Below are 21,521 nucleotides of genomic sequence, written 5' to 3'. Positions count from 1 at the left end.
GAATGCCGCCCTCCTTTACACCACGTTCAGAACCCGCCGCGCCTAATAACAAACGCTGGATGATGGCTGGCGCTGCACTGATATCCTTCAGTTCTGCGGTTATTGTTCTGCTGACTCCTGCAGAACAGCGGGGTGTAAACACGTTTGCGGTAGCGGCTGCTATCACGTTGCTGCTATTGATGGTCTGGCTCACACGCATGTTGTGGTATCGCTGCGCATGGCATAACTGCAGTTTTCATCAACAACTGGTGAAATATGAAGAACAGCAATGGTGGAGCCAGCATCGTCAGGCGGCAGGGCTTCAGGATGTTGTGTTGCTTGGCCCTGCGGGTAGTGAGCCGCAGCACTGGTATCGGTTGTTGCTGCGTGAGCATCGTCCGCTGCAACCTGTAGCGGAATTAAATGGGCAGGCTCTACGTTTACCTCAGGTCGTCAATAAAAGCCAAAGCGCACGCGAAACTCAGCTGGCGCGTCTGTTGGTTTTGCAGTGGCGGGAACAACGACCGGATCCGCTTTGCTCATCGCCGCAACGTTGTTTCTGGCAGGGAACGCAAGAGGCCTGGCAGGCTTTCATTCAGCAGGCATCAGTAACCTTTCCCGAGCTTTCATTACCTGAATATCCTGAGTGCTGGCGCGGGGAGGCTTCGTTGTCAGTAGCTATCGAGAAGATGGCCGATGCGACAACCGATCAAACCATTTTGATTGCCGGTAGCGGATCACAATCGGGTGCTGCTAGTGGTGATCTGCCCGCTGGCGAAGCAGCCGTACTCTGGTTGCTTGGCCGTGTAGGTGAGGTGCAGTTAACCCGTGGTGAAATCTGCCATTCAGGTGACGCAGGTGCACTTTCTGCAGCCTGTGTCCGCGCCCTGGAACAAAGCCAAATAAGCGATCCGCCTGAGGCCTGCCTGCTATTCGCGCTGCCTGAAAATGATATGCCTGCTGCCTGCGGCTGGAATCTGACGCATCATCTTCAGGACGGCAACTGGGGAAGAACGGGAGGTACGGAAGCGCTGGTTGCCATCTCACTCGCCGCACTTAATACGCAACAGCAAGGAAAACCTAGCGGCTGGATTGCTCGCGATCCGGTTGCAGGTTACACCACGGGAATCGTTAAAACCTATGGATAAGGTTCAAAAGCCCGCCGCGATCTCACCGGTGGCAACCGTAGCACTCTTCTTTATCTTCATAACATTACTTGACCTCTTCGGTAGCGCACTCTGGTGGTGGATCTCTTTACAACTCACCACGGAATGGCAGCAGCTTCGTCCATTATTGTTGGTCAGCTTTTTGGTCTGGATCTTGGCAGGTAGCCTGGTCGTGATTGCGGTAATGGGCTGGCGATTATGGATTAAACGCTCAGTCAGTTCAGAACCTGCAACGTCTCAAAAAGCGGTTACGGAAAATAGTGCTTGGGAAACGCTGCGGACATTACGTCAGCAGCTCAGCGCGCGTTACCGCTGGCTATGGCGTAAAAAAGTGCGCCTGTTGCTGGTCGTCGGCGACGACGTGGCCGTCGATCAATTAGCGCCGGGTCTGCGCAAAAATACCTGGCTGGAAGGGAATCGAACCGTGCTGATCTATGGCGGCAACCTCCCGGCTGACGTGGATACGGCAAAATATGCTGCGCTGCGTAAGCTGCGTCGCAGTCGACCGCTGGATGGCATCGTGCTGGTTCAGGCGGACGGTGCCGTTTTAACGCCGCAGAAAAGTGATGCGGTGATGCGATCGCTGGAAAAGGTGGCCACCGCGCTGCGCTGGCGCGCGCCGGTGTGGATCTGGCAGCTTGGACACAGTGACTGGCCGCAGCCAGAGCGTGAAAGCAACGCGGTAGGCGCAGTGTTTCCTGCCAAAGCGCTGCCGGAAGATGTTGCTCAGCAGCTCGAAAGCCTGGTCGCTCCATTGCGTGAACGCGGCTTAGCGCAGGTCGATCACAGCCTCAGCCACGACTGGCTGCTGCGCCTGTCGCAGCAGTTTGCCAGCGGTGAAAGCCTGGCCTGGCAGCAGCGCTTAACGCCGTGGCTGGACCCGGCGCAGCGCAGCTTACTGCGCGGCCTGATGTTCAGCCTGCCGGCTACAAAGCCTGCGCCCGACAGCGTGCATCCACATGCATTAGCTGACAGTGCGCTCTGGCAGGGGATTGCCTCAGACCGTATGAAGGGGCACCGCACCGGCCTGCCATGGCAGCAAACGCTGGCCTGGTCACTGATGGTCGTGATGCTGACTTGGGGGACGGGGAGCCTGGCGTCATTTTTGCTCAATCGCCAGCAAATCATTGATATGGCCGAACGTGCCCGTGCCCGTGCGCTTGCTGCCACCCGCACAGTCAGTGACGAACAACTGATGAGTCTGCACACCCTGCGAAACGATCTGGGGCGTCAGCAGCACTGGCTGGCGCAGGGTATCCCCTGGTATCAGCGCTTTGGCCTTAACCACACGCGGGAACTTTATGATGCGCTGCTGCCCTGGTACGGGTTGACCGCAGGCAGGATGATCCACGCCCCTGCGCGGGCGGCGCTGGAGGAGAAGCTGACGCGACTCGCCGGACTACCGGCGGCCAGCCCATTACGCGCTACGCTGGCTCAGTCCGGTTATAACCAGCTTAAAGCATGGCTTATGATGGCCCGTCCTGAGCAGGCAGACCCTGTGTTTTACGCGAAGACCATGGCTGCCGTGCAGCCCCGGCATAGCGGCATTTCGGATGCGCTCTGGCAGAGCCTGGCCCCGGATTTATGGCAGTTTTATGCCGCCATGCTGCCGACGCAACCGAGCTGGTCAATCCGCCCAGATCCCGCGTTGTTATCTCAGGCGCGTCAGGTGCTGCTGATGCAGGCCGGACAGCGTAACGCCGAGATGACGCTGTATCAGAACATGCTGCAGGCGGTGCGGCGCAACTATGCTGACCTGACACTTGAGGACCTGACCTCCGGCACCGATGCCGCCAGGCTCTTCAGCTCCGATGGCACGATACCCGGCGTCTTTACCCGTCAGGCGTGGGAAGGCAGTGTGCGCGAAGAGATTGAAAAAGCAGCTAACGCCCGGCGTGATGAGATTGACTGGGTGCTGAGTGATAACCGAAACGCGGTGACGCAGTATATCTCTCCTGAAGCGCTGCAGGCCCGTCTCAGCGAGTGCTATTTCAGTGATTTTGCTGCCAGCTGGCTTAATTTCCTCAATGGTATCCGCCTGAACCCGACCAGCAACATCGCCGACGTCACCGATCAGCTCACCCTGATGAGTGATGTGCGTCAGTCCCCGCTGATTGCCCTGATGAATACGCTGGCGTGGCAGGGACAGACCGGACAGCAGCGTGAGGCGCTGTCTGACACGCTGATTAACTCCGCGAAGGACCTGATTAACCGCAAAGAGAAGCCGGTTATCAGCCAGAAAGCCTCCGGGCCAGAGGGGCCGCTGGATGCGACCTTTGGACCAATACTGGTGCTGACGGGCAAAGGCAATGGCGCGCAGCTGGCTTCAGCTGACAGCAGTCTTACGCTGCAGACCTACCTGACCCGCATTACCCGTGTCCGCCTGCGCCTGCAACAGGTCGCCGCCGCGCCGGACCCGCAGGAAATGCTTCAGACGCTGGCGCAGACGGTGTTTCAGGGCAAGAGCGTTGACCTGACGGACACGCAGCAGTATGGCAGCCTGATGGCGGCGAGCCTCGGCGAGGAGTGGAGCGGGTTTGGTCAGACGATGTTTGTGCAGCCGCTGACGCAGGCGTGGGAAACCATCCTGCAGCCTTCTGCGGTGAGCCTGAACGCGCAGTGGCAGCGCTCGATTGTGGAGAACTGGCGTACTGCGTTCGACGGGCGTTACCCGTTTGCCGCCAGCCAGAGCGATGCGTCACTGCCGATGCTGGCCGAGTTTATTCGCGGTGATGCCGGGCGTATCGACAGCTTCCTGAGCAGCCGTCTTGGGGGCGTGCTGCAGAAAGAGGGCAGCAGTTGGGTGCCTGATGCGGCGCACAGTCAGGGACTGACGTTCAATCCGGCCTTCCTGAAGGCTGTTAATCAGCTGCGTGAACTCGCCGATATCCTGTTCACCGACGGGGCGCAGGGTATCAGTTTTGAACTTCAGGGAAGGGCTACGCCAGACGTGGTGGAAACGCAACTGATGCTGGATGGTCAGCCTCTGCACTACTTCAACCAGATGCCCGCATGGCAGTCGATGCGCTGGCCGGGTGACAGCGTCAGACAGGGCATGTTACTGACCTGGACAGGCGTCAGGAGCAGCGCGCAGATTTACGGTGATTATCCGGGGACTTGGGGCTTTATCCGCTGGCTCGAGCAGGGCAAACGCGAACGCCTTGACCGCAGCCGCTGGCTGCTCAGATTCAGCACGCCGGATAAGCGGCAGTTGACCTGGCTGCTGCGCACGCAGATGGGTGACGGTCCGCTGGCGCTCCTGCGGCTGCGTGGTTTCAGGCTGCCGGATAACATTTTTACCGTTGATGCAGCCAGCGCGTCGGAGGCCATGGCGGCACGTGACAGCGTGCCTGATGGAACTGTGTCTGAAGGAGAGGGAGCAGAATGACTGCTACGTTGAATGCGCTGATAAACGCCTGTGGTGCAGATGCTGACAGCCTGAAGGATGCTGCACAGCGCCATCTGGAGGACTGGGCGGGGTGGCTCAGTCCCGTCAGTGGCGAATCGCTGACAGGGGAAGACCCGACCTACAATGAGCAGTTTCAGCAGATCCGTGAAGAAGTGAATAAGCTGTCCGGCGTGGACACGGCGCTGATTAGCTCGCTGTCAGAAGCATTACTGACATCGGTCAGTAAAGACCTTCGTGTACTCACTTTTTATCTCTGGTCCCGACTGCATCAGGACGGTGAACGCGGCCTCGCCGAGGGACTGGAGCTGCTGGCCGGGATGCTGCAACACTTCGGCGATGCGCTGCATCCACACCGTGCCCGTAGTCGCCTGGCCGCGCTGACGTGGCTTGGCAGTACACGCGTGACTGACTCGCTTTCGCTCTGGCCCGAAGCGGACCTCGCGCTGACGCGCCGTATTTGTGGCGCGCTGCTACTGGTACATGACGCCCTGCATGAGGAGGAGCGTCCGCTCCTCTCTCCGCTGCTGCAGGCGCTGGAAGTCAGGCTGGCACAAAACGGAGGGGCAGACAGCGTGGTACCGCAGAACAGCAGCGGACAGCCGGTTGCAGAGTCTGCTGCAGTGCAACTGACTCCTGTCGCGACCGGCCAGGCGCTGATGGATCAGGCGAAGCTGCTGGCGAAATATCTTCGTGAGCAGCCTGAGGGATGGCTGGCCGCACACCATCTGATGAAAAGCGTGCGCTGGGATACCATTACCCGACTGCCAGCGCTGTATGACAACGGCAATACGCGGCTTAAGCCGCCCAAGCCTGACAGCCTGTCCCTGCTCAAGCGTCTGTATCTGCAGCAGAGCTGGATGGAGTTGCTGGAGCTGACCGATTCGCTGTTCGCTCAGGGGGTCAACCACCTGTGGTTTGATTTGCAGTGGTACGCGTTTGAAGCGCACAGCCGACTGCACAGCGGACATCCGGTCAATTCCATTTTGCAACAGGACCTTCGCGGCCTGCTGTCTCGCGTGCCGGGGCTTGAAACGTTATGTTTTGACGACGGTACGCCGTTTGCTGATGAGGTGACCCGCAGCTGGATTGCACAGTCAGTGATGAGCGATCCAGCTGCGGGTATGTGGGACAGCGAGCCCTCACTGCCGGTAAATGCGCATGACGATGATATTCTGGCGCTGGAAAGCGAGGCGCTTGAAAGAGCTGACTCGGACGGTCTGGATGCCGCACTCAGCTGGTTGCAGGCACGACCGGGTGTGATATCTGCCCGAGAGCAGTGGCTGGTGCGACTGTTGATGGCGCGTCTGTGCGAGCAGTGTGGCCGGAGTGAAATGGCGCTGCATCTGCTGGATGAGCTCAATCAACACGGTGAACGCATGACGTTAGCACAGTGGTCACCGGAATTTATGTTTGAGGTGCGGGCGCGGCGGCTGAAGCTGTTACGCGGTAAAGCGGCGCGCAGTGAGAGCGATAAGCAGCGGTTGCAGCCGGAAATGGACGCGCTGCTGTCCGGGCTTATTGCCCTCGATCCGTCCCGCGCCGCCGTTCTCTGCAGTTAACCCCCGAATCATTCTTTCTTCAGCGTTCTGCTGAATACAACCTGTGTGAATCCATGGACGACTTAACCCTGCGTTATTACGACGCCGAAATGCGCTATCTGCTGGAAGCCGGTGAAGAATTCGCCCGGGCCCACCCCGAGCAGGCGGCGATGCTCAACCTCGACAAATCCGGTGCCCGCGACCCTTACGTAGAACGCCTGTTTGAAGGCTTTGCCTTCATGATGGGGCGCATGCGTGAAAAGCTGGACGATGACCTGCCAGAACTGACCGAAGGGCTGGTCAGCCTGCTGTGGCCCCATTACCTGCGCACCATACCCTCTATGTCAGTTGTGGAGTTCACCCCGGACTGGCGTGAGCTGAAGGAGCCGATGCGGCTGGCGCGCGGCTTTGAAGTGATGTCTCGTCCGGTGGGTGAAAAATGCACCCGCTGCCGCTACACCACCACGCGGGACATCACGGTGCTGCCACTGGCGCTGGAAACCGTGCGTCTGACCACGGACTCGGCCGGTCGGTCGGTTGTCTGCATGCGATTCAACGGCGGGCCGCTGGCCGACTGGCGCCGCCTCGATCTCAGTCAGATCCCACTGTATCTCAACGGGGATGNGTCGGTTGTCTGCATGCGATTCAACGGCGGGCCGCTGGCCGACTGGCGCCGCCTCGATCTCAGTCAGATCCCACTGTATCTCAACGGGGATGCTCCGCTCGCCTGCGCGCTGCATGAAGCGCTCACCCTGAACGTGGCGCAGATGACGCTGCACCTGCCCGGCGAAACGGACGCGCGTCCGTTTGCCGGACACTTCAGCGCGCAGGGTTTCAGCGAAGGCGACCGGCTCTGGCCGGGGGATGAGGGCAGTTTCAGCGGCTATCAACTGCTGCTGGAATATTTCACCTTCCGCGAGAAGTTCATGGCGGTGAACCTGCGTGGGTTGGAAACCGTAGAGTTGCCGGCTGCGCTGCCGTGGTTTGAAGTCGAGGTGGTGCTGGCGCAGCGCTGGGAGCATGATTTCCGCTTCAGTGAGAAGCACCTGCGCCTCAATACCGTGCCGGTGATTAACCTGTTTGCGCTGGAGTCAGACCCGCTGACCATTAACGGCCTGCAGACGGAATACCTGCTGCGTCCCATGCGTGTGCAGGACGGGCACACCGAAATCTACGCCGTCAATACGGTTATCTCGTCGGGCAGAGAGCATTACGTTCCGTTCAGCAGCTTCCGCCACAAGGGGGGCATGCTGCGTCATGAAGCCCCAGAGCATTACTACCACACCCGCGTGCGGCGTGGCGCATCCGGCCTGCATGAAACCTGGCTGATCCTGGGTGGCGAAGCCTTTGATAATCACACTGTTGCGGAGAACGAAAGCCTGTCGGTGAGCGTGACCGGCACCAACGGTCAGCTGCCCCGCCGTGCCCTGCAGAGCACGCTGCTGGACACCGCCGTGAGCAGCACCGATGTCGCCATCCAGGTGCGTAACCTCTTCGCTCCCACGCTACCGCGCTATCCTCCGAGCCGCGACCGCTTCCACTGGCGGGTACTGAGCCATCTCGGGTCCAGCTTCCTGTGGATGATGGATAACGCGGATGTGTTACGCGGCACGCTGGCGCTGTATGACTGGACCAACAGCGAAATGAACCGCCGCCGCCTGGAGGCCATTCAGCACGTCTGCCACAAAGAGACCGAGCGCTTTGAGCAAGGCTACCTGCTGCGCGGCGTGCAGATAGAAATCACCCTCGACAGCAGCGGCTTTGCCGGCAGCGGGGATATCTGCCTGTTTGGCGAGATGCTGAGCCGCTTTTTTGCCCTCTACACCGATATTCACCTGTTTAACCGCCTGATACTGATCCTGCAGCCAACCGGAGAGCGCCTCGAATGGGAAGAGAAGCACAACCGCCGCATCTCCGGCTGACGCCCCGGATGGAGCAGGCGCTGACGCGGATGAATTTTTACCGCTTCTGTCAGCTTATCGAGCATCAGCATCCCGATAAGCCGCCGCTGGGCAGCACCAGCCAGCCGGGCAATGATGTGGTGCGTCTGCTGCCACATCCCGGCATGGGGTTTCCGGCGAGTGAACTGAGGTCAGTGGAATACAGTGATGATGACCCGGGAACTCCGCCGGTGGTGCGCACCACTTTTCTTGGACTGTATGGCGTGGACTCGCCGCTGCCGGGCAGCTACATCGATGATATCGCGCAGCGCCGGGAGGGGCATGAGGCGTTGCAAGGGTTCCTCGATATCTTCAACCACCGCATGCTCACTCAGTTTTACCGCATCTGGCGTAAGTACTCCTATCCGGCGACCTTTGCACCGGGTGGCACTGACAATACCTCGCAGTCGCTGCTCGGGCTGGTGGGGCTGGGTATTCCGGGTACGGGCAAACACATCGCTACGCCGGTATCCCGCTTTCTGGCGCTGCTGGGCGTACTGCGCCAGCCTGCCAGAACGGAAGAGGGCGTGTGGGCGCTGGTACGACTGCTGGCGCCGGGAACGGCTGTGACCGTCAGCCCGCACTGCCTGCGGCCGGTTTCCGTTGCGCAGCCGCTGGGTTTTACCGATGACGCAGGCTTTGTGCTGGACGGCAATCGCCCGCTGGGCGACGAGGCGATGGATGCCAGCAGCCAGCTGCTGATTACGCTGACCACAGCCAACCCCGATGAGGCGCAGCGCTGGCTGCCGGAGGGCCGGCTGTATCAGGATTTTCTGGTGATGCTGCGTGTTTACCTCGGCTGGCGCTACCGGGCGCGCATCAGGCTGTGCCTGGAAACGTCACTGCTGGCTCCGCCAGAACTGGGCGATGCCCCTTTCTGGCTAGGCATGACCGGCGTGCTGGGGGCGGACGTTACCACCTCAGAACTTCCCCAAACCTTTACTACGGAGCTCGGCTGTTATGCCGGCATGGATCCGGTGACACCCTGTGAGGAACAACGACGTGTCCATTACCATTTCGACTAAATCCCGCGGCCTGTTGGCCGTCATCGCGGCATTCACGCTGTCAGCCTGCGGGCTGCAGCAGTCCGTCAGCGACGGCACTGCATACGCCTTTGAGGCGGTATTCTACAAACAGATCAAAACACTGCATCTCGATTTCACCGCGCGCGAGAGCCTCAACAGCGACAGCCGTGAGCATAATCCACTGTCGCAGCCGGTCATGGTGCGCGTATTCCAGTTACGCGATCGCAAGGCATTTGATGGTGCGGTGTACCAGCAACTGACCGGGGATGCGGCGGACGTGCTTAAGGCCGAACTGCTGGCCGACCGGGATGTGGTGCTGACGCCGGGCGGTGACGTGTCACTGAATGTGCCAATGGAAAAAGAGGCGAAATATGTGGCGGTGGTGGCGCTGTTCCAGCAGCCGGATATGGCGAAAAACAGCTGGCGGCAGGTACTGGAGCGCAACGATTTGGATCCCGACAAGCCGCGCGTGATTGAGCTGAGCAGCCACAGCCTGCGGCTGATCGCGGAGGATAAAAAATGAGTGCCAGCCACCGCCAGCCGTCGCTGTATGAGCTGTTGAAGGGCCACTTCACCGGCGGCCTGGAACTCGGCGCCGTCAGCGAACAGGACCAGGTCATCCTCTCCGTCCTCGACAACATGCAGCGCATCCTCAACACTCGTGCTGGCTCCATCGCGCACATCCCTGATTACGGTTTGCCGGATATGACACGCATCCTGCAGGGTATGCCGGGTACGGCGCATCAGCTGCTGTTCACCCTGTCCGAAGTCCTGCTGAAATATGAACCACGGCTGAAAGGCATCAACGTGTCTCTGCTAGAACAAACCATCCCTGGTGAATTACGTTACGCGATTGACGCTGAACTCGCAGAAGTGGGGCTGGTACGCTTTGGCACCGAGTTTCAGCCCGAGGGCAGGGTGCTGTTGCGTCACTTGAAGCAACAGCAGTTAGTGGGTAACGGATTGACGCGTTAAACAAGGAAGGCAGCAAGCATGAGTTTCGAAATTAAAACCGGTGCCGATCCGCGCACCTTACCCGCCTATGCACAGCTCAAAGACGAAATCAGTAAGTTGTCGCATCCCGCCCGGCCCGACGTAGACTGGCATAAAGTAGAGCAACTCAGCCTGACCTTGTTTGAGCAAAACGGCGTCGAGTTGCAAAGCGCCGCCTGGTTTACGTTGGCGCGCAGTCACAATGCAGGATTGACCGGGTTAAACGAAGGGCTGAGCCTGATCGATGCGCTCATCGTGCACCAATGGTCAGTCTGCTGGCCGCTGGCTATTGAAGTCCGGGCAGACATTCTCAGCCTGATGTTTAAGCGACTGCAAAATCTTTATCGCAGTTGGGTGGTGGATGAGATTGACCTGCTCGCCACGCTGATTGAGACCGAAGAACGCTTAATCTCATTGCGTGAGGCGCTGCTGCGTTTTGGCGTGAAGGAGATTGCTCAGGCCAATACCCTGTTGCACCAGGTCAAGCATTCACTCGTTCGCCTGCAGGCAAAACCCGCCTCGCCGATGCCAGTTCAACGCGCACCAACCCATAATCAACCGGAAAGCAGCACCCACGTCTATGTCGTCTATCCTGAAGCCGAAGTGCAGCATGAAGTCCCTGCCCAAACTTTTTCACTGAAATCTTTTGTCAGCGGCGCCTGCTGTGCCTTGCTTGCCGGGGCTGTGGTGTTAGTCTGCGGCAGCTGGTATCGCTTTGAACATCATCAGCGCGCTGTGGCCGCGCAAGCGCTGATCGAACAGCAGTATCGAGCCAAACAGGCGATACCAATGGATCGCTTGCAGAGCTGGCATCGCGGCATGGCACAGTTGGAAAACATGGCTGAGCAACTAAATGGTCTGGACAAGGTCAAAGGTAAGTATCTCACCGTGAGCGAGCTTAAAACGGGGATATTTTCCGCTATACAGGCTTTTAATCAACGGATTCCCGTGGAAGAGCAGTTGCGACGCTATGCCGAAGGGAGCGGCAATCAGTTGAGTGATGAGTCGCAAACGGAATTGTTACTGGAGCAATTAACGCTGCGCTATCAGCTTTTGAAGCAGGAAAAAGCGCAAACCAGCACCGACGCACTAAAAAGCCAATCTAAATCAAAGTCGTATGCGGCAGACTTCTGAAATAGGTGATCTGCGTGCAAAACAGATTGAATCCGCTGGTTGAGCAGGTTAAAACGTTGCAAATCAAATGACCGGACGCCTGTGCGTTTTCGACAACCCTCCTCTCACGGAGGGCTTTTTTTTACTGCCTGATAACGGAAAACCATGCCACATAAACAGCGCCGATGGATGAAAAGGTATTGGCTGGTCTGGCTCCTCCTCACGCTGGTCACGCTACTGGCGTTGTTCGCCAACCAGATCCTGCAGCAGCATCGTGCGCGGGAGGCAGAGTTTCATCAGCAGTTTAACCGCATTGCGGCCTATTTAACGCAAAACGAAACTTTATTGCCGTTATTAACGGGTGATGAATATGTGGCCGAGTTGCAGAAGAAATTCCCCCAGATTATCAAACTTGAACACACGCAGAATCGCTCGCTGACGGGGCCAAGATTTGAAGAAGTCAGCTCCGGTCGCTACTGGCTGTATAACCCCTATCGACAATTTCGCATGCTGGTGGATTTGCACTTTGCCGTGCAATCACCGGATGTCGCGCTGGCGCTGGCATTTCATATTCATGCACAGCCGGTGATTTCCGCACCGACCTATTCAGACCAGGCGCGTTGGCAGTGGCAACGACCCTTTATCAATCTCTATCAGCCCTTTCTGATTAAGGGCAGTGCGAACCCCGACTGGCATGCGTTGCATGCGGTTCCTTTCCTGCTGGCCCTGCTATTGTGGCTGATTATCGGTGTGCTGGGCTGGAGTCTGTTACGCCACTGGCGACGTAACGTCGAGATGCGATTGCGCGCCGATTACTTCCAGCGCACGCGACGTGAAGCACTAGGGGAATTCACTGCGGGTATCATCCACGAGATCAATCAACCGCTGACAGCTATCAATACCTGGTTGCACAGCAGCCAATTGCTGTTGAAACAGGGTAAGCACGAAAATCTGCCGCATGCGCTTAACGCTATCAATCTGCAAACCGAACGCCTCGCAGGTTTGCTGCAGCGCTTTCGTGACATTGTCAGCGAACGGCCCGTGGCGATGAAAGCGATCAGCCCTGATGTAGTGTGGCGGCGCGTTACCGTATTGCTACAACAGGAGTTGGATGCAGGAGACGTTGAGATCCACACGCACTTTCGACACGAACACATGCGTTTGATTGGCGACGATCAATGGCTTGAGCAGGTATTTCATAACCTTTTACAGAACGCCATCCACATGCAGCAGGGGCAGGCAGACGCATGGGTACGCATTTCTTCTGAGTGTCTACCGCACGAAATCAAAATCATCATCAGTGATAACGGACCGGGCTTCTCTGCCGAAGGATTAGCGCAGGCCTGCATGCCGTTCTACAGCACGCGCCCACAAAGCATGGGGTTGGGCATGACGCTGGTTGAAAGCCTGATGTTACGCATGAACGGCCAGCTGCGGCTGGCAAATCGCGCCGAAGGCGGCGCGGAAATTACCTTAATATTTCCACTGGCGGAGTAACGGAATGGGCGCAAAAGTTTGGTTGGTGGATGATGATTTATCAGTACGTGAATCATTAGGTTTTTTGTTGAAAACGCTGGAGTATGACGTTGCCGATTTTGCCGATTTAGCGTCGTTTGAAGCGGCAACCCTAGCGGAGGAACCGCTGCGCGGCTGCTTACTGCTGGATGTGCGCATGCCGGGCATCAGTGGCCTCAGTTGGTTGGCGGAAAAGGGGGCACGCCATCCGCTGCTGCCGGTGATTATCATGACCGGCCATGGCACCATCGAGGCCTGCCGCCGTGCGTTTCGTCAGGGGGCGTTTGAGTTCTACACCAAGCCGCTGGATATAGAACCGCTGCTGGAAACCCTGCATCAGGCGATGCATGAAAGTGAACAACGCGCGCAGCGCTGGGAAGCACAGCAGGCATTGCAGGCGCGTTTTGCGCTCCTGTCAGCGCGAGAAAGCGAAGTGATGCAACTGATGATTGCTGGGCAAACCAGTAAAGAGATTGCGAGCGATCTGGCTTTATCCCCACGCACGGTTGAAGCGCATCGTGCGGCAGTATTGGCTAAGCTGGAGATGGATAACCTGGCGCAATTGATCCACGCCTGGCAACAACTCAACCAGGTATAACTACCTGGTTTGCCGCGTAATCGTCCGAATGTTTTTTGACCCGCTTACGTCCTAGAGTGTTGCCCAACATAACTCAGGAGTGACACATGAATATTCGCCTTTCTCTTATCGCTGCCGCGGCAGTATTTGCTTCCTTTGGTAGCCAGGCTGCCGTGACTGAAACCAATCTGTCACTCGCTGAAGCGCAGAAACTCGCCAGCGCAGCGATCCAATCCTGCGCGGCAAAAAACTACAATGTCACCGTAACAGTGGTGGATCGCGCAGGTCTGGTCAAAGCCGTACAACGCATGGATAACGCTGGACCCCATACCGTTGATGCCAGCCGTATGAAAGCTTTCACCGCACTGAGCACCAAAAACCCAAGCGGTAAAGTGATGGAATCGGCACAGAACAATGCTGGCGCACAAAACATGCGTGACATCTCCGGCTTCCTGTTGCTGGCAGGCGGTGTGCCAGTGAAGAGTGGCGATCAGGTGATTGGCGCCATCGGCATTGGCGGTGCACCGGGCGGAAACCTGGATGAAGCCTGCGCGCTAGATGCGTTAAAAGCAATTCAGTAATGATTGATTAATCAGAGGGTTGAGAAGGTGCGCACCCATGCGCACCCTACATTGGCCTTACCCGCTTCGACGCCATAAAACACAACAACGGCACCGGTAAGGTAAACAACAGCAGTAACCACAGCAAAACATACACCGCGTCCACGCCATCATTCTGCAGGTTGTTATAAAGCTGCACCGGCATCCCTTGCGGGAAATAGGCAAAAATCATCACAATGCCGAACTCACCCATCGCCCGCACCCATGCTAACGCCGTCGCCGATGCCAAACCCGGCGCTGCCAGCGGTACCGAAAGACGCCAAAACCCCTGCCAGGATGATGCACCCAGCGTGCGCCCCGCATCCAGAATATCCTGCGGGACACCCGCAAACGCGGACCGCGCAGTGGTGATGAAGTAGGGCAGTGCGCCGTACCACTGCGCCAAAATAAAAGCGGCTGGATTGTTGACCAACGTCCAGCCGAATTTACCCAACAACTCTCCCGGCACACTATAAGGGCCGTAAGCACTGACCAGCAGAATGCCCATCGCCAGCGGTGGCGTCAGCAGCGGCACCATCACCAGCAGTTCGACAATGGCGCGTGCGCGACCCTGTGCCTGCGACAGCCACCACGCCACCGGTAGCCCACTGATAAAAATTAACAGCAGTGCAATCGCGCCCAAACCCAGAGAGGTGGTGATGGCGTTGCCGTCTCCCCAAGCAAGATGCAGATGCTGCCACTGCGTCACACCAATCAGGGTAACAAAAGGCACTGCCAGCAACAAAAGTGCTGGCAGTGAGAGCCACAGCGCAGTGGCATAGCCGGTTTTCATTATTCGTAAATAGCACCGCCTTTCGGCGTGGCATAGCCATTCTGTTTAAACAGTGCCTGGCCTGGCTGGCTCAGCATGAAATCAACAAACGCTTTGCCTGCTGCGGTGCCGTGAGGCGCGTTTTTCAGCACGGCAGCGTAGTAAACCAGCGGTTGGGTGTGCAGTTCTTTATCTTTACCCGCGCTATCTTTCACACTGAAGCTTACTGTGTCATACCACTGTTTCGCCATCTCTGGATTACTCAGGTTAATCTCATCCGGCAGGGCCACGTAGGGCAGATGTGCCGAGATCACTTCGCTTTCATAACCCGCAGCGGCATCCACCTGACCACTCTCTAAGCGTGCCAACAGGCCACCTTCCAGATGTGTCTGGGCCGGATTTTGATAGCCACCCATAATTTTATCGGCGATGCCCGGTTGCTTGTAATATTTCTCCGCCAGCAACAGGGTAAAGACGATGTTCTGACCTTTCGGGTCGTTGATGGGATCGGTGCGGCCGAACTTGATGCCCGGCGTCGACAATACTTTCAACCAGCTCGCATCACTGCCTTTAGCCTGCGCGAACTGCTGTGCAAATTTGCCTTTCGGGCTGTAGGCGATCACCATGCTGGTGCTGGCAACAGGCACCGCATCATCAATCAATCCCGCATCTTTCAGAATTTGCATTGGACCTGGCGTGATGGAGACGAAAACGTCAGCGGTGATTTTTTTGCTCGCCAGCAGACGCGCCATACCGTAAGCGCCCTGGCCTTGACCTTCATATTTGCCGTCATTTTGTTTGGCAAAGGCTGGACCTAAAGACTGGTCCATCACTTTGCCCATCGAACCCGCGTAAGTCACACGAATATCGGTGTTGGCTTGCGCCTGCAGGCTGAGCCCAGCGGTGGTGGTTAACAACAGTGCTGTGAGGTATTTAACGTGCATTCCCTTTCTCGCTATATAATTAGATAGATAACGATTATCGGAAATTGTGTCAGCAGTGCAAGCTGAAATCTGTTGCGAAATATGGGGATAGCCCGCCGTGGCGGGCTGCGAACTCAGGCGAGAATGCGCTGAGCCCAGGATTCGATATCGTCGCCACTGCCGATATCCAACTGCACTAAGCCATTGGTGATAAAGGTTGGGGAGACATGAATCCCATTCTGGCGTGAGTACTTGCAATGCCATTTGATCTCGTTCTGCAACTCCGCACGCAAGAAAGGTGCCTGTGCATCCACACCGCTATATTGTTGTAAACGTGCAAGAATCTGATTCGGCGTCGCATCCATATTGGGGCCATGGCTGTGATCGGTAAACTCAAACTCTTCACGGTGATCGGCTACCGCCTGCAACACGCGCTTCGCGGCAGCTTTGCCTTCTGGCAGCGTCGAAGCGGCAAGAATATAGCGCACGATCAGCCCTGAATACATATGCCACGGCTGCGATTGCAGTCGAATCTTGAGCGTCATCTTATCTTCGCCGACCAATGCCAGTAGCGCGTCTAACTTATTGAATGCACGCACTGAGAACGGGCAGGTTGGCTCCAAAAACACCTCGAAGACTTTAGGGCCATGGCCCCAGACCAGCGGATCAGCATGTAAAGCAGTGGTTTGACTCATTTTCATTCCCTGTTGCGAGGATAGACGTTGCCTTAATTTGGCAAAATGCGAAAGCGACAGCCAGCATCGGCTTAGGCTTTTTTGTTACAAGGGCATTCGCTGGGCGAAAACCGCCTCAAAGAAAAATCGTTTTATAGATCCGTTAACTACGAGAAAACCCGCCGCTGCAGCGTCTGCGCAGAAAATATCCGACTATAGTTATGCCATTCTGGATTTCCTTTTTGTGCGGTGTACGCCGCACGTTTTATTCATTTGCCTGGAGCCAATAGTCAAGCAACGAGGTTAAATGTGTTTGCCGAACTTTCCTGGAAAATCATCCATCAGGTGATCAATCAAACCATTGCGGAGATGGTGGATGAGCAGCAAACTCTGGATGTGTTAACCCTGCATCGTCGGCTGCGCGAGATGGCTGAAAACGAGACAGACGAGGAGATGGTGTTGTGTTACTGGCAGGCGTGTAAGGTCTTGATGCGCTTGCCCCCGACCGTTACGGCCAGCCAACTGGTGGAAGCCGCACGCCTCGCGTATCGCGGGTCAGTTAATCACTGACCGCTTTAACTCTGGATGCTTTTCGTCTCTGTTATCGCCTGTTTCAGTCTAATCGACTGATTAATCGTCATAATCCTAAATGATGCTCTGCTAGACTGTGTGGTCGAAAACGTTGAAACAGAGGACAGTAATGAAAATCAAAAGTTATGCCGCGATGAATGCTGGCGAAGCACTGGTGCCTTTTGAGTATGAGGCCGGTCCGCTGGCAGCTGAAGAGGTACAGGTTGAGGTCGATTACTGTGGCGTATGCCATTCCGATCTGTCGATGATTGATAACGAGTGGGGCATCTCTGCGTTTCCGGTGATTGCGGGACATGAAGTGATTGGCCGCATTAGCGCGTTGGGTGATGCGGCGCAGAACAAAGGCTTGAAAGTGGGCCAGCGTGTCGGTATCGGCTGGACGGCAAAGAGCTGCCAGCACTGCAATGCCTGCATCAACGGCGAGCAGGTCAACTGTGAAAATGGCTCCGTTCCTACCATCATGAATAAAGGCGGATTCGCCAGCCATCTGCGTGCAGACTGGCAATGGGTGATCCCACTGCCAGAATCGATGGATATCACCACCGCCGGCCCATTGCTGTGTGGCGGCATCACGGTATTCAAACCGCTGTTGATGCATAACATCAATGCCACCAGCCGCGTGGGTGTGATTGGCATCGGCGGTCTCGGCCATATGGCTATCAAACTGCTGCGGGCGATGGGAGCGGAAGTGACCGCGTTCAGTTCTAACGCCAGCAAAACTGAATCCATCCTGGCGATGGGTGCGGATCGCGTAGTAAACAGCCGTGACCCGCAGGCGTTGAATGCGTTGGCTGGACAGTTTGACCTGATCATCAGCACCGTGGCGGTGGATCTTGACTGGCAGCCGTACTTCCAGGCACTGGCTCCACACGGCAAATTCCACACCGTCGGTGCGGTGATGAAGCCATTTGAAGTGCCGGCTTTCAGCCTGATCATGGGCGACCGCGCAGTCACCGGCTCGTCAACCGGTTCACCGGGTCAGCTACGTTCGCTGATGAAACTGGCATCGCGTGTGGATGTTGCACCCACGGTGGAAGCCTTCCCGATGTCCAAAATCAACGATGCGCTGGATCACGTGCGCGCGGGTAAAGCCAATTACCGTGTCGTACTGAAAGCGGATTTCTAACCTCGCTTTGATCCTTTCCGGTGCGCAGCTCTGCGCACCGTTCTAAAACAGCATTCAGCGCCCTAATCCTCTGACTATTCAGCATTATATTGCCCGCCATTTTGCTAATCTGCTGTTCTCTCAAGCAAAACTCCAAGGACAACGATGAAGATTTCCAGCTATGCCGCGCTGCAAGCCGGTGAGGCGTTGGTGCCTTATGAATATGATGCCGGTCCGTTGGCAGCGGAAGATGTGCAGGTTGAAGTCGAATACTGCGGCGTGTGCCATTCCGATCTCTCGATGATCGATAACGAGTGGGGCGGTTCACGCTATCCACTGATCGCCGGTCATGAAGTGATTGGGCGTGTGGTGGCACTGGGTGATGCTGCGCAGAATAAAGGGCTGAGCATCGGTCAGCGGGTTGGCATTGGCTGGACGGCGAAAAGCTGCCAGCACTGTGACGCCTGCATTGCCGGCGATCAGGTCAACTGCCTGAACGGCAAAGTCTCTACCATCAACAATCACGGCGGTTTTGCCAGCCATCTGCGCGCCAACTGGCAATGGGTGATCCCGCTGCCCGAAGCACTGGATATCGTGTCGGCCGGTCCACTGTTGTGCGGCGGTATTACCGTGTTCAAACCGTTATTGATGCACAACATCAACGCCACCAGCCGTGTGGGGGTGATTGGCATCGGTGGATTAGGCCACATGGCGATTAAGCTGCTGCGCGCCATGGGGGCGGACGTCACCGCATTCAGTTCAAATGCCAGTAAAACCGACACCATTCTCGCCATGGGTGCCAATCGCGTAGTGAACAGCCGTGATGCCGAAGCGTTAAGTGAATTGACCGGACAGTTTGATCTGATTATCAGCACTGTGGCGGTAGATCTCGACTGGAAGCCCTACTATCAGGCTCTGGCGCGTCAGGGCAAGTTCCACACCGTAGGCGCAGTGATGAAACCCTTTGAAGTACCCGCGTTCAGTTTGATAGTGGGAGACAGGGCGTTGACGGGATCTTCAACCGGTTCACCGGCGCAATTGCGAGCCTTGCTCAAGCTGGCGGCGAGGGTAGATATTGCCCCGCAGGTGGAAACGTTTCCGATGTCGCAAATCAATGCTGCGTTGGAACACGTGCGGGCGGGGAAAGCCCATTACCGCGTGGTGTTGAAAGCAGATTTTTAACCTTAAACCGGGTGCACCTGAATGTGCACCCGGCCATATAAAGGGCGCAAAGTCTTAGTAGGGGCGCCATTAATGGCGCCCAGGCAACGCATTACCCGCGAGGATCATTCTCACCAAGGAAGAAGTACCATAGCGGAATCGACATCAAGGCCGTAAACACCGAGCTATACAGCGCAATCATAAAGCCCTGCGTGATGTACATCGTCAATGACCAGTGGCTGAACGGAATACCGTACTGGTCGATGACCCCGCCAATAATCGCATTGCTCATCACAGAGACAACGATGATTGCCAGGATGCAGACGCCACGCAGGAAATAGCGCATCTCCTTACGCTTCACTTTAAATCGAGCACGAATAATGCCCAGCGGGGATTGCTGCGATGCCAGAATCTCTGCTTCTGTCATCGGCACGCGTTGTTGCTTGCGCCAGCGCATGATATCCACCAGCAAAAACGCCAGTAAGCTGACGCCCATCACCGGCAACGCATAGCCCAGCGCCAGCGCGACAATCAAACAGGTTGCTTTGCTGTAGTGTGGTATCGCCAGCCAGGTTTCGGTCAGCGTCTGCGCCGGATTCGCCTCAACCAACTTTGGACGACGTATCCACCACATGCGATACCCCAGCACGATCATGCTGCACAAGCCCAGACCGAAGAACGCCAACAGCAGCTGGTTAGGCAGGCCAAACAGCACGCCCATATGGGCATCTACACCCCAGCGTGTCAGCTTCGCCACCAGCGGGAATCGATCAAAGTAGACGTGATCGACAATGGCAAAACTTTGCGGATTCACCGAAACCGCATCAACCTGAGTGGGCCAGCTGCGATCAATTTCCGACACCGTCCAGGCTTTGTCGGCACTTTTCGGTTGGCGCAACTCCAGCTTGGTGGCATGGAGTCCATCCTGGCGGGCCGCGTTCAGCACCTGGTCCCAGTCAGCGTCAGGCAGGTTATTCGGCATCGATTTTGCGGAAGCGGCGACCGGTTTAGTCATGGCAGACATCGGCATGCTCGACATGCTCATATCCGACATATCCATATCGGGCATGCCCGGCATGCTGTGGTGATCCGCATGAGGATCTGCTGGAGCGGCAGGGGCATCACTGCTCAACGCCGTGTTCACCTGCGGTGTCAGCCAGTTGAGTTCGGTACGCCAGCGATCAATATTGCCGCCTGCCCATTGTGACCAGGTCAGCCCGGTGGCTGAAAAGAACACCAGCCCCAGCAACAAGGTGAACCCCAATGTGATGTGCCAGTGGCGGCTGAAAGCAAACCCGGTGCGTGCCGTTTTCAACTTGCGTTTAGGACGTGTTCCCAGCCACAACAACACGCCACCGAGCGCGGCGACCCATAACCACGAAGCTGCCAGCTCACTGTAGTTACGACCAAAATCCCCCAATAGCAGACTACTGTGCAACAAATCGAGGGTCGTCCGCAGCGGCAGTACGCCACTGGTGCCGTACACCGTCATATCGCCTTTCACTTTCAGGCTGTAGGGATCGATAAACACCGCGCGCGATTGCGATGCGCCCAGCGAGGCATCGCTGAACTGCACACGGGTCGTGTCAGTGGCTCCCGGCGCAGGTCGCACCGCATAAATGTGCTGTTTTTCGCCCGCCCAGGCACGCGCCGCGCTGATTTGCGCTGACAGCGGCTGTGCGCTTCCCTGGGGCTGTGCCGTTAACGCATCCGCATAAATCAGGTTTTCCAGTTGCGGCGTGAGCACATACAGGGTGCCGCTGAGTGCCGCCACAAAGATAAAGGGCGCAACAAACAGACCGATATAGAAATGTAAGCGACGTAGTAGATTAAGCACCGCACCGCGCGGTGCTGCAGAGTGAGCAGCTGACAAAGCCGTCTTCCTTCCGTTTAGAGAATGACGTGGCGCAACAAGCCGTTGTGCCGTTTATAGATATTGTTCAGTCAGGAGGAGGCGTTGTGGTGGCGCGCGTGGACGATGGTTACCGCTGTAGCGACGTAGCACCGGCGTGACCACATGCGGCAGCGGCGGGGCACGTGAGCTCACCATGATCAGCCAGATGAAGGGGATAAACACCCATATCATCAAGGGCACATGCACCAGCAAATCACAGTAACCGCAGGCAAACTCGCCGTCATCCATCATGTGATGGTCCATGCCCGGCATCGCCATATCCATCATCATTTCATGATGTTGCATCGACATGCCCGACATTGTGCCGTGTGACGGCATCGCCATCATGCGGTTTTGCTGCTCCATCAACGTCTTCGACACGATCGGCGCGACAAACAGCAACAGCACCGCCACAATGGCGACGCAGGCAGTCAGGCGCTGGCGAAATTGGTGTGAAAACGTCATGGTGAGTACGGATTGATTCAACAAATGAGGCCGAAGTGTAACGCCATTGCCGTGTAAGGGTTAAAAAAACTCAGGCTATTTT

The 21,521-nt window shown here is 56.9% G+C and carries 19 protein-coding genes; 14 read left to right on the top strand and 5 right to left on the bottom strand.

Going from position 1 to position 21,521, the window contains the following annotated elements; genetic code table 11:
- The first annotated feature begins 2 nt into the window (after positions 1-2).
- The 11 genes from ACPUC8_RS15725 (at position 3) to ACPUC8_RS15675 (ending at position 13,836) form a co-directional block, all read left to right on the top strand.
- On the top strand, positions 3-1,127 hold the full coding sequence (locus ACPUC8_RS15725) for a KPHS_23130 family T6SS system protein (RefSeq protein ID WP_494926792.1): 1,125 nt from the start codon (positions 3-5) through the stop codon (positions 1,125-1,127).
- Positions 1,120-4,533 carry an ImcF-related family protein gene (locus tag ACPUC8_RS15720; protein ID WP_494926781.1) on the top strand — a complete coding sequence of 1,138 codons (3,414 nt, stop codon included), beginning with the start codon at positions 1,120-1,122 and terminating at the stop codon, positions 4,531-4,533. The genes ACPUC8_RS15725 and ACPUC8_RS15720 overlap by 8 nt, the downstream gene beginning before the upstream one ends.
- Positions 4,530-6,113, top strand: a complete 1,584-nt coding sequence (gene tssA / locus ACPUC8_RS15715) for a type VI secretion system protein TssA (protein WP_494926780.1) — start codon at positions 4,530-4,532, stop codon at positions 6,111-6,113. The genes ACPUC8_RS15720 and tssA overlap by 4 nt, the downstream gene beginning before the upstream one ends.
- Positions 6,114-6,166: 53 nt before the next feature.
- Positions 6,167-8,014, top strand: coding sequence for a type VI secretion system baseplate subunit TssF (gene tssF / locus ACPUC8_RS15710; RefSeq protein WP_494926779.1), 1,848 nt, complete (start codon positions 6,167-6,169; stop codon positions 8,012-8,014).
- Complete coding sequence (gene tssG, locus ACPUC8_RS15705) at positions 7,978-9,057, top strand: type VI secretion system baseplate subunit TssG (RefSeq protein ID WP_494926778.1); 1,080 nt, start codon at positions 7,978-7,980, stop codon at positions 9,055-9,057. Before tssF ends, tssG begins: the two co-directional genes overlap by 37 nt.
- Positions 9,035-9,580 carry a type VI secretion system lipoprotein TssJ gene (gene tssJ, locus ACPUC8_RS15700; protein ID WP_494926777.1) on the top strand — a complete coding sequence of 182 codons (546 nt, stop codon included), beginning with the start codon at positions 9,035-9,037 and terminating at the stop codon, positions 9,578-9,580. The genes tssG and tssJ overlap by 23 nt, the downstream gene beginning before the upstream one ends.
- Positions 9,577-10,032 carry a type VI secretion system baseplate subunit TssE gene (tssE, locus tag ACPUC8_RS15695; RefSeq protein WP_494926775.1) on the top strand — a complete coding sequence of 152 codons (456 nt, stop codon included), beginning with the start codon at positions 9,577-9,579 and terminating at the stop codon, positions 10,030-10,032. The genes tssJ and tssE overlap by 4 nt, the downstream gene beginning before the upstream one ends.
- 18 nt (positions 10,033-10,050) lie before the next feature.
- A complete protein-coding gene (locus ACPUC8_RS15690; protein WP_052206015.1) occupies positions 10,051-11,184 on the top strand; it encodes a type VI secretion system ImpA family N-terminal domain-containing protein in 1,134 nt (377 codons plus the stop codon).
- Positions 11,185-11,328: 144 nt separating this feature from the next.
- Positions 11,329-12,660 carry a sensor histidine kinase gene (locus ACPUC8_RS15685; RefSeq protein WP_494926774.1) on the top strand — a complete coding sequence of 444 codons (1,332 nt, stop codon included), beginning with the start codon at positions 11,329-11,331 and terminating at the stop codon, positions 12,658-12,660.
- Between the two features lie 4 nt (positions 12,661-12,664).
- Positions 12,665-13,276: a response regulator transcription factor gene (locus tag ACPUC8_RS15680; protein WP_494926773.1), complete on the top strand. Its 612-nt coding sequence runs from the start codon at positions 12,665-12,667 to the stop codon at positions 13,274-13,276.
- 86 nt (positions 13,277-13,362) lie between these two features.
- Entirely contained in the window at positions 13,363-13,836 is a 474-nt protein-coding gene (locus ACPUC8_RS15675; RefSeq protein ID WP_494926772.1) for a GlcG/HbpS family heme-binding protein, read from the top strand.
- A 46-nt stretch (positions 13,837-13,882) separates the two neighbouring features.
- On the opposite strand, the gene ACPUC8_RS15670 is transcribed toward ACPUC8_RS15675, so the two are convergent.
- The 3 genes from ACPUC8_RS15670 to ACPUC8_RS15660 form a co-directional block, all read right to left on the bottom strand.
- Positions 13,883-14,647 (bottom strand): molybdate ABC transporter permease subunit, encoded by a 765-nt coding sequence (locus ACPUC8_RS15670; RefSeq protein ID WP_494926771.1) that lies wholly within the window; start codon positions 14,645-14,647, stop codon positions 13,883-13,885.
- The gene (locus tag ACPUC8_RS15665; protein ID WP_494926770.1) at positions 14,647-15,570 is read right to left on the bottom strand and encodes an extracellular solute-binding protein; all 924 of its coding nucleotides are present in this window, start codon (positions 15,568-15,570) and stop codon (positions 14,647-14,649) included. The genes ACPUC8_RS15670 and ACPUC8_RS15665 overlap by 1 nt, the downstream gene beginning before the upstream one ends.
- Before the next feature lie 113 nt (positions 15,571-15,683).
- On the bottom strand, positions 15,684-16,244 hold the full coding sequence (locus ACPUC8_RS15660; RefSeq protein WP_039330317.1) for a hypothetical protein: 561 nt from the start codon (positions 16,242-16,244) through the stop codon (positions 15,684-15,686).
- Positions 16,245-16,532: 288 nt separating this feature from the next.
- On the opposite strand from ACPUC8_RS15660, the gene ACPUC8_RS15655 reads away from it, so the two are divergent.
- From ACPUC8_RS15655 to ahr (ACPUC8_RS15645), 3 genes are all read left to right on the top strand, one after another.
- Positions 16,533-16,793 carry a hypothetical protein gene (locus ACPUC8_RS15655; protein ID WP_494926769.1) on the top strand — a complete coding sequence of 87 codons (261 nt, stop codon included), beginning with the start codon at positions 16,533-16,535 and terminating at the stop codon, positions 16,791-16,793.
- Positions 16,794-16,923: 130 nt separating this feature from the next.
- On the top strand, positions 16,924-17,940 hold the full coding sequence (gene ahr / locus ACPUC8_RS15650; protein WP_039330320.1) for an NADPH-dependent aldehyde reductase Ahr: 1,017 nt from the start codon (positions 16,924-16,926) through the stop codon (positions 17,938-17,940).
- Positions 17,941-18,084: 144 nt separating this feature from the next.
- Positions 18,085-19,101, top strand: coding sequence for an NADPH-dependent aldehyde reductase Ahr (gene ahr / locus ACPUC8_RS15645; RefSeq protein ID WP_494926768.1), 1,017 nt, complete (start codon positions 18,085-18,087; stop codon positions 19,099-19,101).
- A 91-nt stretch (positions 19,102-19,192) separates the two neighbouring features.
- Here ahr (ACPUC8_RS15645) and ACPUC8_RS15640 read toward each other — a convergent pair whose 3' ends face one another.
- Together ACPUC8_RS15640 and ACPUC8_RS15635 are read right to left on the bottom strand one after the other, a co-directional pair.
- Entirely contained in the window at positions 19,193-20,953 is a 1,761-nt protein-coding gene (locus ACPUC8_RS15640; RefSeq protein WP_494926767.1) for a DUF2534 family protein, read from the bottom strand.
- Positions 20,954-21,007: 54 nt separating this feature from the next.
- Positions 21,008-21,439 carry a DUF2946 domain-containing protein gene (locus tag ACPUC8_RS15635; protein WP_082672356.1) on the bottom strand — a complete coding sequence of 144 codons (432 nt, stop codon included), beginning with the start codon at positions 21,437-21,439 and terminating at the stop codon, positions 21,008-21,010.
- Positions 21,440-21,521: the final 82 nt, after the last annotated feature.

Source organism: Pantoea sp. CFCC18177 (genome assembly GCF_059412425.1).
Note: the sequence above shows the minus strand (reverse complement) of the source record. Positions and strands in the feature narration are given on the sequence as shown.

Bases quoted from the DNA above. Each gene is read 5' to 3' on its own strand.
- ACPUC8_RS15685 (WP_494926774.1), top strand. From the start codon at position 11,329: ATGCCACATAAACAGCGCCGATGGATGAAAAGGTATTGGCTGGTCTGG.
- ACPUC8_RS15660 (WP_039330317.1), bottom strand. From the start codon at position 16,244: ATGAGTCAAACCACTGCTTTACATGCTGATCCGCTGGTCTGGGGCCAT.
- tssG (WP_494926778.1), top strand. From the start codon at position 7,978: ATGGGAAGAGAAGCACAACCGCCGCATCTCCGGCTGACGCCCCGGATG.
- ACPUC8_RS15675 (WP_494926772.1), top strand. From the start codon at position 13,363: ATGAATATTCGCCTTTCTCTTATCGCTGCCGCGGCAGTATTTGCTTCC.
- ahr (WP_494926768.1), top strand. From the start codon at position 18,085: ATGAAGATTTCCAGCTATGCCGCGCTGCAAGCCGGTGAGGCGTTGGTG.
- ahr (WP_039330320.1), top strand. From the start codon at position 16,924: ATGAAAATCAAAAGTTATGCCGCGATGAATGCTGGCGAAGCACTGGTG.
- ACPUC8_RS15635 (WP_082672356.1), bottom strand. From the start codon at position 21,439: ATGACGTTTTCACACCAATTTCGCCAGCGCCTGACTGCCTGCGTCGCC.
- tssE (WP_494926775.1), top strand. From the start codon at position 9,577: ATGAGTGCCAGCCACCGCCAGCCGTCGCTGTATGAGCTGTTGAAGGGC.
- ACPUC8_RS15670 (WP_494926771.1), bottom strand. From the start codon at position 14,647: ATGAAAACCGGCTATGCCACTGCGCTGTGGCTCTCACTGCCAGCACTT.
- ACPUC8_RS15720 (WP_494926781.1), top strand. From the start codon at position 1,120: ATGGATAAGGTTCAAAAGCCCGCCGCGATCTCACCGGTGGCAACCGTA.
- tssA (WP_494926780.1), top strand. From the start codon at position 4,530: ATGACTGCTACGTTGAATGCGCTGATAAACGCCTGTGGTGCAGATGCT.
- ACPUC8_RS15680 (WP_494926773.1), top strand. From the start codon at position 12,665: ATGGGCGCAAAAGTTTGGTTGGTGGATGATGATTTATCAGTACGTGAA.
- ACPUC8_RS15690 (WP_052206015.1), top strand. From the start codon at position 10,051: ATGAGTTTCGAAATTAAAACCGGTGCCGATCCGCGCACCTTACCCGCC.
- ACPUC8_RS15725 (WP_494926792.1), top strand. From the start codon at position 3: ATGCCGCCCTCCTTTACACCACGTTCAGAACCCGCCGCGCCTAATAAC.
- ACPUC8_RS15665 (WP_494926770.1), bottom strand. From the start codon at position 15,570: ATGCACGTTAAATACCTCACAGCACTGTTGTTAACCACCACCGCTGGG.